The following is a 13,105-nucleotide window of genomic DNA, read 5'->3' on the forward strand; positions in this document are numbered from 1 at the left end:
ACCAACGTCTGTATTACCCGGTTTCGGCAGTCATGGGTACAGACCTATCCATCTTCCGGATCGAATATCCGCTCGATCGGCAATCCGAACACCCGGGAGATGCGAAAGGCCAGCGGCAGGCTCGGATCGTATCTGCCCCGCTCCAGCGCGATGACGGTCTGACGTGTGACGTCCAGCTTCTCCGCCAGGGCCGCCTGGGACCAGCCTTGTGCGCATCTCAGGTCCTTGAGGTGATTGCGCATCAGGTCCTGAGGCGCACAAGCACAGTCGCGATCGACCAGGCGATCATCAGGATGGTCGCATAAAGACTGAAATCGACCGGCCAGGCATTGCCCAGCTTGTCCAGAAAAAGCGCAAGGAACACACCAGCAAGCAATGTCAGCGCTCCGGCAACGGCCAGAATATGCCGTTCGCGCTCATCGACCTTGCGGTAGAACCGCACCTGAGCCCAAAGGGCAAGCCCCATCGGCAAGGTCGCCGCAAACGAAACGGCAACCACCACCAGCGGCGCATCGTGCGTTTCCAGGAACTGCCGGGCAAGGTAACTCGCCAGAGCATAAAGCGCGGTTCCGCTGAATGTCTCCGCCAGATACCGGTAAGTCAGCCTGTCAAAGCGGTTCATCTCCGCGCCCCTTGGCATCAATTTGTAAAGCTGACTTTACATCTCACATCATCGCGCTGTTGTAAAGCTTGCTTTACACACCTCGTCCCGGAGCCAGGCGCAGCAAGGGGAAGCGAAGTTTGGGAGGGTCAGTTTGACTTTTTGGCGAGTCGAAAACATATCGTGACAAAACAGCGCTAACACGCATGCCGGAAATGGGTCTAGAAGCTGGCCTCAGATCAATTTTCTCTTTCTACGGCTACGGAATGACCTATTTCACCCGATCCGTCAGCACGGATGGAAACACCGGCTGGCGTTCCCCGGCAGTGCTCTTGATGATCATGGCAGGCGCCATGCAGCTGTCTTTTGCCGCCTGGTGGAACCTGATGAACAACTTTGCGGTTCAGGAGCTGGATTTCACCGGTCGCGAGATCGGCATACAGCAGTCGATCCGCGAGATTCCGGGGTTCCTGAGTTTCCTGGCGATCTACTTGCTGCTGCTGATGCGCGAGCAGACGCTCGCCTATCTGTCCCTGCTGATGCTTGGCGTCGGCGTTGCCCTCACCGGGTATTTTCCCACCGCGTTGGGCTTTTATGCCACCACGCTGATCATGTCGATCGGGTTTCACTACTATGAAACCATGGCCCAGTCGCTGTCGCTGCAGTGGCTGCCGAAGGCTACAGCCGCCGCCAGCATGGGCAAGATCATTTCCGTTGGCGCCTTCGCTCAGTTGATTGCCTATGGCGTCATCTTCGTCGCCTGGAAGATGTTCGACCTGTCCTTCACCACGGTCTTCGCCATCGCCGGGGGGCTGACCCTTGTGGTGCTGGCATTCCTGATGATGGCTTATCCGCATTTCAGGGAAGGCGTACCCCAGCACAAGAAGCTGATCCTGAAAAAGCGCTACTGGCTCTACTACGCCCTCACCTTCATGGCCGGTGCCCGCCGCCAGATCTTCACGGTCTTCGCGGGCTTCCTGATGGTCGAACGCTTCGGCTACGACGTTCACGAAGTGGCCGGACTGTTTCTGCTCAACGGCTTCTTCAACATGCTTCTGGCACCGAAGATCGGCAGACTGATCGTCCGCTTCGGCGAGCGCAAGGCGCTGGTCCTGGAATATGTCGGCCTGTCCCTGGTCTTCGTCAGCTACGCCTTCGTCACCAACGCCACGGTGGCGGCCAGCCTCTATGTGATCGACCATGCCTTCTTCGCCATCGCGATCGCCATCAAGACCTATTTCCAGAAGATCGCCGATCCGGCCGATATCGCACCCACTGCCGGTGTCGCTTTCACGATCAACCACATCGCAGCGGTCTTCATTCCAGTGGTGTTCGGCCTGATCTGGCTGATCTCGCCGACGGCGGTCTTCCTGTCCGGCGCCGTCATGGCGCTCTTCAGCCTGGGGCTGGCGACACTGATCCCGAGCGCTCCGGAAGAAGGCCGGGAGGTCGACTTCTGGTACCGCAAGCCCGTCGCTCAGCCGGCCGAGTAAGGCCAAATCGCGCGCAGCGAACGGAGCACGAAAGGATTGCCCTGTTGCCAGGCGATCCTTTCAGCTTGTCGAATGTCAGTTGACGTCGGGCGGCTTGTTCAGGCCTGCCGCTCAGGCACATGGACCACCAGGCCGTCAAGCTCACCGGTGACCTTGATCTGGCAGGAAAGGCGCGAGTTCGGCTTCACATCATAGGCGAAATCGAGCATGTCCTCTTCCATCGGCTCCGCGGAACCGGTCTTGCCCTGCCACGCTTCGTCCACATAGACATGGCAGGTGGCGCAGGCGCAGGCCCCGCCGCATTCCGCTTCAATGCCCTGAACCATGTTCTTGATGGCGTTTTCCATCACGGTGGAGCCTTCGGCGGCGTCCACATCGGTCCGGGTTCCATCGGCGTTTATGAATGTGATCTTCGGCATGCGTCGCGTCCAGGCCTTCAATTGTGGTCAATGCAGCGCCGTGCCGTCATGAACGTTTTCAGCGCCACGGGCGCCGATCCTCACACGTTTCACATCGGGAACATTGCGCTCCGGTCGTCCCGACATAAAGCTTCCGTGAAAAAGGTCAAGGACCGTGCCGTTTCTTAGCGTCAATCTGCCCCGGAAAAATCGTTATCACTCGGGGATGCAGACTTGCCTGGAAGCAATCTCTCAGCCTGTTCAGCCTTCCAGAAGATCCCGGATATAGCGATTGGTCTCGTCGACTGCGGCGATCAGGCTCTCGGTCGCCGGATTGGGCACGGATCTCATCTTTCCTTCCAGGGTCTCGCAAACCACCGCGACCCTTTCCGCGCCGATCGCCAGCGCCGACCCCTTCAGGGTGTGAACGAGCTCGAACCGCACCGAAGCGTCGGTTTCTCCTGCCAGCCGTTCAAGCGTGGTGGAGGATTGCGATTTGAAAAGATGAAGGACCTGCACTTCAAGATCCCGGTTTCCCAGGGTGTTGGTGGCCAGTCGCACCAGATCTATCGGTGCTTCGGGCCCGGTCCGGCCGGCGACACGGGCCATGGATGAGGGGGCCATGTAGGTGCTCCAAACTGCTCAACTCATGCCTGACGGCACTCCGCCGCAAGCTATGACTGGAGAGACTGTGCGCCAGAACCCCCAAACACCCGGTTAAACGCACCCGCCGGACGAGCTCTTCGGCCCAATGTCCCCAAAAAATTGTTTTTTTGGTTAACGCGGGTTAACACGGCTTTCAAAATACGATTAAAAAAATCCTTGCAATCTCGCCGTTTCATTGAATCGATAAAATTTTAATTAAGTGATTCGGCGTTAACTTTTTTCACGGTTTTGACTTGCGGAGAGTGCTTCAACTGCTGCAGGCGTCAGCTTGCAGACGAGCCAATCGGGCTTGATTGGGTTGGAAAACCAAGGCTCTGCCCAGCCTGCCTCGATACAGGCCCGGATTGTGCGCGCAGGAATTTCCCGTCCGCTGCCGTCGAACAACGGCAGCTTGCCACCCGCCTGATCGAGCCCCTTCAGCAACCATCGCTTTTGCGCAGCGGTCAGGTTTCCCGCTTTGAGCGCAGGGGCCGAAGCAGTGTTGCGATCCTCTTTCACGACGTCTTCAGACTTCGATTCTGGCATTCAAACAGCCCCTTAAGTGACTCACGCTATTGCCGTTTCTTGTTCGTTAGGAGAGATTGTGCCATTACAGTTACTGATGCGGCAAGATGGGGAGTGTACCGTCGAACGTAAAGTTCACGGTCGGTCGGCGGCGGCCCTCCTCTAGGACAATATCCACGGTTCAGTTCTGTCGAACTGCGGCCGTAAAATTGGCGCATCCGGTAGTCACTGTGGAGTGCTGCGAAAGCAGCAGGCTGAAATTACCGGCGTGTAATGAGTACGGACGTGAGGCGACCCTAAATGGCAAATCCGACAAAGGCGAAAGATCCGGCGGAAGCGGCACTGTCTGCGGTTGAAGAAGCCCTGAAGCTTGACTTCGGCGGCCCTGAAGCGGCAGCAACCCAACCGGCTGCGGAGGCGAGCGTGGCTGTGGAAGCGGACACGGCGCGCAGATCCCAGACGGCCAAGCCGGGATCCTCTTCTCGGGACGAACAGCGCCAGTCCCGGCGCCGGGGACGCGGCGGACGACCGCCCGCGGCCAATGACGACCGCCGAAACATCGGCACTCTGATTTACGCCCTGCAGCGCCGCCCCTCCTCCACGCCCTTCTGGGGTGCCCTGGCGCTGAGCGCCATCTGGGCCGCCCTCGGCAGCAGTCTTTTCCTGACAGCCTTCGCCGACAAGGTTTCCACCATCAACGATCTTCAGGCCCTTCTCGGCTCGCCGGAAATGATCCTGGCCGGCGCCGGGATCGTGGTGCCGATCGTCTTCTTCTTCGTCATGGCCATGATGATCTGGCGCGCGCAGGAAATGCGTATCGTCGCCCGCGGCATGACCGAAGTCGCCCTGCGTCTGGCCGAACCGGAAGACATGGCCAAGGAATCCATCCTCAGTGTCGGACAGGCCATCCGCCGCGAAGTGGCGGCAATGGGTGACGGCATCGAGCGCGCGATCGCCCGCGCCAGCGAGCTGGAAGTCCTGGTCCACAACGAGGTGTCTTCCCTCGAGCGGTCCTATAACGACAATGAACTCAAGATCCGCAGCCTGATCGAGGAACTGGTCAGCCAGCGTGAATCCATCGTCATGAACGCCGAACGGGTGCGCGAAACCATCGCCGGCGCCCATGAAAGCTTCGCCGCGCAGATGACCAACACCTCCGGTGAACTGGGCAGCACTGTGGAAACGGCGACCCAGCGGATGATCGACGCGGTGAACAGCCGCGTGGAGGAACTGACCTCCAGCGTGGACTCGCGCATCGAGACGCTTGGCGCGACCCTGCATGCTTCCGGCAGCGAACTGGTCGATTCCCTCACGGTACGTGCGGAGGACTATGTCTCCCGCCTGTCCACCACCGGCAACGATCTGGTCGACAATCTGGCCGAGACCGGCTCCACGATGTGGGAGACGCTGTCGATCCGCGGCAACGAAGTGAACGAGCGCTTCGCCGAAACCGCGAACCAGTTCGTCGAGACCCTCACCTCCCGCGGCAGCGACATCAACGAGACCCTCACCTCTTCAAGCACCTCGGTCATCGAGACTCTGAGCACCAAGGCGGATGAGTTCCGCAACTCGATGGAAAGCACCGGTGCGTCGGTCAGCGAAATCATCACCCAGCGTGGCGAGGAAATCAACGCCAACCTGTCGCTGACATCCGGCCGCCTGATCGACACGATCACCGCTCGTACCGAAGAGCTGGTCGGGACGGTCGACACCCGCGTGACCTCGCTGGACGAGTCCCTTGCCGAAACAGGCAACCGGGTCGTGGAAAGCATCTCCGAACGCGGTCAGACTGTCACCGACACCATATCCATCCGTGGCGCGGAAATCGTCGACACCCTGTCGAGCCGGTCCACCGAAGTGTCCGAGATTCTGCGCGGCACAGGCGAAAGCATTGTTGTCGATCTCTCCCTGCGCGGCGGCGAAATCGCCTCCAAGCTGGACGAAACCGCAGGTTCACTCACCGAGACCATCACCGTACGCGGTGGGGAACTGGCCGAGAAACTCGATACGATCTCCGAACGCATCTACACGGCGATCTCCATCAACGGCAGTGAGCTGGACGAACGTCTGGCGGCCCGCAGCAACGAGATGGCGACGGTTCTCGAGCAGCAGACGGACGGCTTCCGTCAAACTCTCGAAGGCGTGTCCTACAAATTCTCGACCGGCCTCGGTGAGCAGACATCCGCCCTCACCGATAAACTTGCCGAAACCGGCACCCAGCTTGCCGAACTGATCGGCAGCCGCGGTGACCGTGTGACCAGCAACATCAACGAGATCAGCGGCAAGATCGCCGAAACGCTGGATGTGCGCGGCCTCGCCCTGCAGGAAGGCCTGTCCTCGCGTCTGGCCGAACTGGAAACCCTTGTTGGCGAACGCGGCGGCCAATTAATCGATGCCTTCGATTCCAGGACGGAAGTCTTGTCGGAAGCACTCGACAGCCGCCTGTCGGGCCTCGACAGCACCTTCGCGACACGCATCGACATGATGGATGCCTCGCTCGGCGACCGTATCGCAACGATGGACACGTCCCTCGGAAGCCACATCAACACGCTGGACCTCACGCTTGACCAGCGAACCGCCGCATTCGAGGCGACCCTGGAAACCCGGACGCAGATCCTTGCGGATGCTATCGACCACCGCACGTCCGGTATCAGCGATGCCCTGGAGGAAAAGACCCGCAACATCACCGATATTCTGGCGGATCGCTCCGACGCAATCACCCTGCAGCTTGGTCAGCGCATCGAAGATGCAGGCAACACTCTGGCGGAACGCGCCGAGGAAATCGGTCAGTCCCTGTCGACCCGTGTCGACGGCGCGGCATCGTCCATGGCCGAGAAAGCCGAGTTGCTCTCCGTCTCCATGACGAGCGGCACAGACCGGATCGACGAAACACTCGACGCACGTGCGCGTCAGATCTCCGAAACCCTGATTTCGCGCACCAAAGAGATCGCCCAGGCATTTGTCGATGGCCAGGACGAAATGACCTCGGCTCTGGACAACCGTCTGGCGGAAGCCGGAAGCGTTCTGGGCAAGCAGAGTGCCGAGCTGACCGAATCCCTCTCCGAGCGGATCGCCGAGATCAACGTTTCCCTGGGCGCCAAGGTGTTCGAGGTCGCGGAAACCCTCGATTCCCGCGCAACCCAGCTCGAAACGTTGCTCAACGAGCGCCTGGAAAGCATCTCCGGCACTCTCACCGGTGAAAGCGAGCGCGCCCGTGACATCCTCACGACCGTGATCGCCGAAGCCGGCTCCACCCTGTCCACTGAGAGCACCCGTTTGCGCGATGTGGTTCAGGAAGCCGTCGGAGCCGCGGTCCAGTCACTTTCCGATGAGCGCAACAAGACCGTCGAAATTGTCGACGGGGCGCTCGCCGATGCGACGGAAAAGCTTGCCGGCGAAGGCGACCGCATGCGCCAGATCGTGCTCGGCACCGTGGGCGAAGCCCGCGGCGTGCTGGTGGGCGAAAGCCAGAAAGCGGCCGAAGCCGTCACTTCGGCCATGAACCAGGCGACCGGCTCCATGTCCGGCGAAAGCATCAAGATCCGCGACCTCGTGTTCTCGGCCGTCGGAGACGCTGCCCGTGCGATGTCAGCGGAAAGCGAAAAGGCACGTACCCTCTATGCGGGCACGCTGGCGGAATTCAGCGGGTCCCTCACCGGCGAAAGCGACAAGGTCCGCAACGAACTCTCCGGTCTTATCGCCGAGATTTCCGGCAACCTGTCCGCCGAAAGCGAACAGGCCCGCCTGACGCTCGCCAAGACGCTGGAAGAAATCCGCGGCCAGATGTCGAGCGAAGCCGGCATCGTGCGTGCCCGGGTCAACAGCGCCGTTGCGGAAGCAGCGGAGCTTCTGGTGGGCCGTGGCAACGAGGTCGCCAACGAACTTCTGGAGAAGGCGAACAGCCTCAACGAAGCCTTCGGCGCCCGCTCCGGCGAACTGGCCAAAATTGTCGGCGCGGATGGCAACGAACTCGTCAAGGCCATAGAGATGCGCGCCAACGACCTGACCGGACGCCTGTCCGAGGTCCACGGTGCCATTCTGGAAGCCATCACCGTCAAGGGCCGCGACGTTACGGATACCTTCGCCCACACCGGGCTGGATGCGACCCGCTCGCTGGTCGAGGCCGGTGAGAAGATCGTCACCAGCATCAACGAGCGCAGCGAACACGCCACATCCCTCCTTACGGAGACGCGGCGCCGTCTGGAAGCGGATGTTTCCGAAATTCTCGTCAAGATCGAGGCTTCCAATACCAATCTGCAGGGTATTGTCGCCACGGCCGGAGAGAACCTCAGCGAAGTGGAAGGCAACCTTGCCCGCCGCGCCGGTGAGTTCCGCTCCGCGGTTGACAGGGCCGTCGGCGAGACCAATTCGACGACATCCGTCATCACCGAACAGGTTGCGAACCTGCGCGATGTGACCGAGACGACCCTTGCCGACATCATGAACCTGACGAACCGCTTCGGCGATCAGTCGGAGGAACTGACCAAGGCGGCTCGTTACCTGGAAGAAACCAACCGGTCCGTGGAAAACCGCGTCGCAGACCGCCGCACGGCAATCGAGGAAGTTGCCGATACGCTGCTGGCGAAAACCGAGTCGGTCGACACGCTCATGCGGTCCTTCACGCAGACCCTGTCCAGCACGCTGGAAACGGCTGACGACAAGGCCCGCGAAGCAGCCAACATGCTGGGCGCCGCCGCGGAGGCAGCTTCCAGACAGGTGGCCGAGCAGTTCGAGTCCATGCGCCTGACAGCCGGAATGGAAGGCCAGAAGGCACGCGATGCGGTCCGCGCAGCACAGGATGACATCATTGCCGAAATGACCCGCACGGTCAGCGAGGCATCCGAACGCTTCAACGATGCGGCGGTGCGCATGCGCGACGTCGCTCGCGACGTTCACCGCGAGCTGGAGGCGACCCGGTCCGAACTCAAACAGGGCGTCCTCAACCTGCCGGACGAAGCCGAGGAGTCCTCGGCGGCCCTGCGCAAGGTGGTCAACGAGCAGATCCGCGCGCTGACCGAATTGTCGGAGATCGTCGCCAAGCAGTCCAATGTACTTGACCTCTCCCGCCCGCAGGCAGCAACGGCATCTGCCGCTGCCGCACCAGCACCGGCGCCGGTCAATTACGCCCCCGCCTCCCCCGCCCGTCCGCAGACAGCCCCAGCCGGCGAACAGCGCCCGGCACAGAGCCGTCCGATGGACACGCGCCGGCAGCAACCGGCACAGGCCGAAACGGGCGGTTCCGGTGGCAAGGGCTGGGTGTCCGATCTCCTGCGCCGCGCGTCGCGCGACGAGGATGCCGACAGCGACATCCAGCCGGGCCGCACACCGCTGCAGACCGTTGAAAGCCTCAATTCACTGTCCGTCGATATCGCCCGGGCAATCGATCACGAGACCTTCATCGACCTGTGGAACCGTTATCGTGGCGGCGAGCGACATGTGTTCACCCGGCGCCTCTACACGCTGCAGGGCCAGCAGACCTTCGACGAGATCCGTCAGAAGTATTCCCGCGACCCCGAGTTCCGCACCGCCGTGGAACGCTACGTGGCCGACTTCGAACAGCTTCTGGCCCAGGTCTCGCGCAACGACCGCGACAACATGCTGGGTCAGACCTATCTCACGTCGGATACCGGCAAGGTCTACACCATGCTGGCGCACGCCAGCGGCCGTCTCGATTAAGCGGCGCGATCATCCAAACGAATAAAGGCGGGCTTCGGCCCGCCTTTTTTGTTGGCTGGCGACACTACGCGCACCAAGCCTGCTCTTTCCCGGAGCGGTGAAAGAGCGAGCAGCGGTGCACTTTCGCTACGGGACTTCAGCGACTGGCGAGAGCTGTCGAGCCCGCAGAGAGCAATATTCGCTGGGGGAAAGGCGGCTGCGCAATCACGCCGATCAAGCCAGGCCAGATCGGGACGGCCTCAGGGAGAGTAATGTCGCGGATTTGTCTCGCGGGCATTGATGCGGCCCCGGAAGAGAGACAGCAGACACGTTTAAACGTTCTGCAGCGTCCAGGCCGCTATTTCCGCAAAAACACGGTCGGCGGAGCGGTTCATGGCTTCGACGGCCTTGTCGACGGAGGTCGCACCCGCCGGTGTTTCCGCGCGGAACACCTTGGTAGCGACCGACCGGCCGTTGCGGTCGTTGACGATCCGTGCGGAAATCTCGACGACCCCCCGGTTGCCGCTGCCGAGCCTGAGCTCGAATGCGCGGATTTCGCTTTGCAGCTGATAGTCGATCAGAAGTCCGTCTCCCGGCAGACCGACACCACGCAGGCGGCCGGTGTTCTGCAAGGTTTCGACGAGCTTGAGCTGCACAACATTCGGCAAAGTGTCCGCCCAGGCGGAGCCGGGGAAATAGCTGTAGACGGGGCCCTTGTCGACCACGGCGATATAGCTGCTGTCGAGCGCTTTCAAAGCGCGCGGCGACGACACCAGCAACTGGACGCGACTGGACCGCCCCGTCAGACCGCCGACATCGGCCGCTTCGATCCCGTAATAGGCGGAGGGCGTGGAACTCGCGCAACCGGTGACCAGCACGCCCAGCCCGAGAACGCCAAGCACGCCCCGCCGGGTCATGTCAGTGGTTGCCTTCGTCATAACGCCCTGCCCCTTAAAACTCTTCATCATCAACGCCGCCGGCCGCCGGTATAGGTCGGCACGTCTTCCCCACCGAAGATCACCCGGTTCGGACTGCGCTCAAAACTCTCCGCGGCGCGCTGGATAGACACCAGCGTCCGGTTGAATTGCCCCAGGGCGGAAGCGAAATCGGCGGACCCCTGGGTCGCGAACTTCGACAGGCCACCGGCAATTGAATCCGCACGGCTTTCAAACGCCACGGCCACTTTTCTGATTGCCTGCGCCGCCAGGGTCGCTTCCTTGATCAGGCCCTCGCCGTCCCCGTCCACCATCGTGGAAACCTTCTCAACCAGGCTTTCCACACGCACCGACGTGGAATTCAGCGTTGCTGTCATCTGTTTGGCATCGGTGATGATCTGGTCGACGTCCGGCGTGCGCTTTGAAAGGTCGTCCGTCATGCGCTGCACGTTGTCGGCGGCTTGCCTCGCACTCGCCAGCACAGCCGGTATCCCGTCCTGAGGGCTCGTCAGATCCGCAGCTGCCGTCTCGATGGAGCCGACGATATTGGAAACCTTGGCGGGATCCACCGCCTTCAGCAGATCGTCCGCGGTTTGCAGCGTCGAGGCAAACCGTGTGGCCGCTTCCTGAACATCGGTGATCAGCGCAGCAATCCGGTCGTCCTGTCCGCGAACCGTCGCCGAGACCGCTTCGAAATTCTGCACCGTCGCCTTGGTCGAGGCGATGATGTCATTGATCTGGGTCTGCTGGTTGTTGATGTTGTCGATAAAGCTGGCGGCACCATCCACCGCGTTGCCGACCTTCTGCGGATCGACATTGGCGACGATGTCGTCAACCCGGGCGAGCGAGACGTTCAGACCGTCGGTGAAGCTGCCGACCGAGTTCACGATTCCCTCGACATCAAGCGGATCGATGGCTGCGGCGATCTCCACGCCCCTGGTCATGATGGCATCGACCTTCACCACCACATCCCTGCTACCGGCGAGAATTTCCGTGATGTCACTGCTGCGCTGTTTGACCGACTCGACGATGCCGTTGACATTCTGCATCGTTTCGCTAGTCGCAACGATCAGCTTGTCGATATCGCCAGAACGATTTTCAAGCAGGTCGCCGACAGCAGACGCACCTTCCATGATACGCGCGACCTGCTCCGGCTTGATCTCGCTGACAATTTTCTTGACCTCGCCAAGGCTGCCGTTCAGGCCCTCGCTGAATTTCTGCAGCTCCTGCGCCGCGCCGCGGGCGTCGGAAAGAAGAAGATCGATATCCTTGCTGGCATTCCCGAGACTTTCGGAGAACGAGGTGAGATTGTCGACGATCGCGGTGACCTTGTCCGAGGGAACGGCGGCCAGCAGGCGCTCACCCTGATCCACGAGAGGTTCCATACGTCCCGACAGGCTCGCAAAAGCCTCCGATGCCTTGCCTATGCTCGCCATGAATGTCTTCACGCCGTCCGAGTTCGCGGCCAGGGCGGCGGAGAAGGTTTCCACGTTCTTGATGGTGCTGGTGACGACCGGGCCGTTTTCCACCAGGAAGTCATCGACCGTCTTCATGGTGGAATCGGCGCGCTTGAGAACGTCGCGCGCACCGTCGACGATATCGTCGAAGAAGGATTTGTCGGCGTAGATGACCGGCACCTTGTCTTCATCGTAATCGCTCAGCAGCAACGGTGACGCAGAGGTACCGCCGCTGAGATCGACATAGGCAACCCCCGTCAGGCCGGTGAAGTTCAAGGTTGCCTTGGTGTCTTCGCGTACGGGGGTGGTCGGTTTGATGCCCACGGTGGCGACAACCTTGGTCGGGTCGTCCGGAGCGAAATCCAGCGAACTGACATCTCCGACCTTGATCCCGTTGAAAAGCACCTGCCCGCCCACGGGCAGGCCGGTGACGGGACCCGGGAAATAGATTTTGACCTGCACGTTCTGGCGGGATTCCGCCGTCACGGCCAGCCAGTACACGAATCCGAACGCACTGATCAGGACAGCGACCATAAAGGCACCGATCAGAATGTAGTTCGCTCGCGTTTCCATCCAGTCCTACCTATACCCGGCGCAACGCCCGTTCACCCCGGAAATACGATTTAATCCAGGAATCATCGTTTTTCATCATATCGTCCAGTGTTCCGATTGCCAGAACACGTTTTTTTCCAAGGACAGCGATACGATCGCAGATAGAATGGAGACTATCCAGATCGTGAGTGACCATATAAACAGTCAGCCCGAGGGTTGAACTGAGATTTGCAATGAGCGAATCAAAGGCCGCAGCGCTGATCGGATCGAGCCCGGACGTCGGCTCGTCCAGAAACACCAAATCCGGATCCAGCGCAAGGGCGCGGGCCAGGCTGGCGCGCTTGATCATACCACCGGAAAGCTCCGACGGCAGCTTGTCCGCAGCATCCTGCGACAGACCGACAAGCTCCAGCTTCAGGGTCGCCAGTTCGTCCATCAGTTGCGGCGAAAGCTTCAGGTGTTCGCGCATCGGCACCTGGATGTTCTGCTTCACGGTGAGCGAGGAAAACAGCGCCCCTTGCTGGAACAGGACCCCCCAGCGGCGCTCGATGGTCTTGCGTTCGGAGTCGGTCGCCGTCGACAGATCGTGTCCGAAGACCGAAATCGCGCCGGCCCGCTTCTGGTTCAGACCGAGTATCGTCCGCATCAGCACCGACTTGCCGGTGCCAGAGCCGCCGACAAACCCGAGCACTTCCCCGCGGCGCACATCCAGATCCAGGTTCTGAAGGATGACCTTGCTGCCGAATCCGACGGTAACGCCGCGCACGGAAAGGACATAGTCGGTGCCGTCGCCGGTCGGTTCGACATCGGTCTGGGTATATTCGGCTTCGGTCAGCGACATGGA

At 61.0% G+C, this 13,105-nt stretch carries 10 protein-coding genes; 2 read left to right on the forward strand and 8 right to left on the reverse strand.

Going from position 1 to position 13,105, the window contains the following annotated elements; translation table 11 throughout:
* Window positions 1–44: 44 nt before the first annotated feature.
* Both OA90_RS22115 and OA90_RS22120 read right to left on the reverse strand, forming a co-directional pair.
* The gene (locus tag OA90_RS22115; protein ID WP_068417664.1) at window positions 45–242 is read right to left on the reverse strand and encodes a helix-turn-helix transcriptional regulator; all 198 of its coding nucleotides are present in this window, start codon (window positions 240–242) and stop codon (window positions 45–47) included.
* A complete protein-coding gene (locus tag OA90_RS22120) occupies window positions 242–622 on the reverse strand; it encodes a hypothetical protein (RefSeq protein WP_156510600.1) in 381 nt (126 codons plus the stop codon). Before OA90_RS22120 ends, OA90_RS22115 begins: the two co-directional genes overlap by 1 nt.
* Window positions 623–867: 245 nt before the next feature.
* On the opposite strand from OA90_RS22120, the gene OA90_RS22125 reads away from it, so the two are divergent.
* Window positions 868–2,094, forward strand: a complete 1,227-nt coding sequence (locus OA90_RS22125) for an MFS transporter (RefSeq protein ID WP_068417828.1) — start codon at window positions 868–870, stop codon at window positions 2,092–2,094.
* Window positions 2,095–2,192: 98 nt separating this feature from the next.
* Here the strand turns inward: OA90_RS22125 and OA90_RS22130 are convergent, their stop codons facing one another.
* The 3 genes from OA90_RS22130 to OA90_RS22140 all read right to left on the reverse strand — a co-directional run bounded on the left by OA90_RS22130 (window position 2,193) and on the right by OA90_RS22140 (window position 3,683).
* Complete coding sequence (locus OA90_RS22130) at window positions 2,193–2,513, reverse strand: 2Fe-2S iron-sulfur cluster-binding protein (RefSeq protein WP_068417831.1); 321 nt, start codon at window positions 2,511–2,513, stop codon at window positions 2,193–2,195.
* Between the two features lie 240 nt (window positions 2,514–2,753).
* On the reverse strand, window positions 2,754–3,116 hold the full coding sequence (locus tag OA90_RS22135) for an Hpt domain-containing protein (RefSeq protein WP_208986249.1): 363 nt from the start codon (window positions 3,114–3,116) through the stop codon (window positions 2,754–2,756).
* A 252-nt stretch (window positions 3,117–3,368) separates the two neighbouring features.
* On the reverse strand, window positions 3,369–3,683 hold the full coding sequence (locus tag OA90_RS22140) for a hypothetical protein (protein WP_068417672.1): 315 nt from the start codon (window positions 3,681–3,683) through the stop codon (window positions 3,369–3,371).
* A gap of 279 nt (window positions 3,684–3,962) precedes the next feature.
* On the opposite strand from OA90_RS22140, the gene OA90_RS22145 reads away from it, so the two are divergent.
* Window positions 3,963–9,338, forward strand: coding sequence for an antitoxin (locus OA90_RS22145; protein WP_068417673.1), 5,376 nt, complete (start codon window positions 3,963–3,965; stop codon window positions 9,336–9,338).
* A 311-nt stretch (window positions 9,339–9,649) separates the two neighbouring features.
* Here OA90_RS22145 and OA90_RS22150 read toward each other — a convergent pair whose 3' ends face one another.
* From OA90_RS22150 to OA90_RS22160, 3 genes are read right to left on the reverse strand one after another with little or no spacing between them, the layout of a single operon-like run.
* Complete coding sequence (locus OA90_RS22150) at window positions 9,650–10,255, reverse strand: ABC-type transport auxiliary lipoprotein family protein (protein WP_068417834.1); 606 nt, start codon at window positions 10,253–10,255, stop codon at window positions 9,650–9,652.
* A gap of 29 nt (window positions 10,256–10,284) precedes the next feature.
* Window positions 10,285–12,282, reverse strand: a complete 1,998-nt coding sequence (locus tag OA90_RS22155; RefSeq protein ID WP_068417680.1) for an MlaD family protein — start codon at window positions 12,280–12,282, stop codon at window positions 10,285–10,287.
* Between the two features lie 10 nt (window positions 12,283–12,292).
* Complete coding sequence (locus OA90_RS22160; RefSeq protein ID WP_068417684.1) at window positions 12,293–13,102, reverse strand: ABC transporter ATP-binding protein; 810 nt, start codon at window positions 13,100–13,102, stop codon at window positions 12,293–12,295.
* Window positions 13,103–13,105 lie beyond the last annotated feature (3 nt).

It is taken from the genome of Labrenzia sp. OB1, assembly GCF_001624695.1.
Taxonomy (GTDB): Bacteria; Pseudomonadota; Alphaproteobacteria; order Rhizobiales; family Stappiaceae; genus Roseibium.

Bases quoted from the DNA above. Each gene is read 5' to 3' on its own strand.
- OA90_RS22120 (WP_156510600.1), bottom strand. From the start codon at position 622: ATGAACCGCTTTGACAGGCTGACTTACCGGTATCTGGCGGAGACATTC.
- OA90_RS22155 (WP_068417680.1), bottom strand. From the start codon at position 12,282: ATGGAAACGCGAGCGAACTACATTCTGATCGGTGCCTTTATGGTCGCT.
- OA90_RS22135 (WP_208986249.1), bottom strand. From the start codon at position 3,116: ATGGCCCCCTCATCCATGGCCCGTGTCGCCGGCCGGACCGGGCCCGAA.
- OA90_RS22160 (WP_068417684.1), bottom strand. From the start codon at position 13,102: ATGTCGCTGACCGAAGCCGAATATACCCAGACCGATGTCGAACCGACC.
- OA90_RS22145 (WP_068417673.1), top strand. From the start codon at position 3,963: ATGGCAAATCCGACAAAGGCGAAAGATCCGGCGGAAGCGGCACTGTCT.
- OA90_RS22115 (WP_068417664.1), bottom strand. From the start codon at position 242: ATGCGCAATCACCTCAAGGACCTGAGATGCGCACAAGGCTGGTCCCAG.
- OA90_RS22140 (WP_068417672.1), bottom strand. From the start codon at position 3,683: ATGCCAGAATCGAAGTCTGAAGACGTCGTGAAAGAGGATCGCAACACT.
- OA90_RS22130 (WP_068417831.1), bottom strand. From the start codon at position 2,513: ATGCCGAAGATCACATTCATAAACGCCGATGGAACCCGGACCGATGTG.
- OA90_RS22125 (WP_068417828.1), top strand. From the start codon at position 868: ATGACCTATTTCACCCGATCCGTCAGCACGGATGGAAACACCGGCTGG.
- OA90_RS22150 (WP_068417834.1), bottom strand. From the start codon at position 10,255: ATGACGAAGGCAACCACTGACATGACCCGGCGGGGCGTGCTTGGCGTT.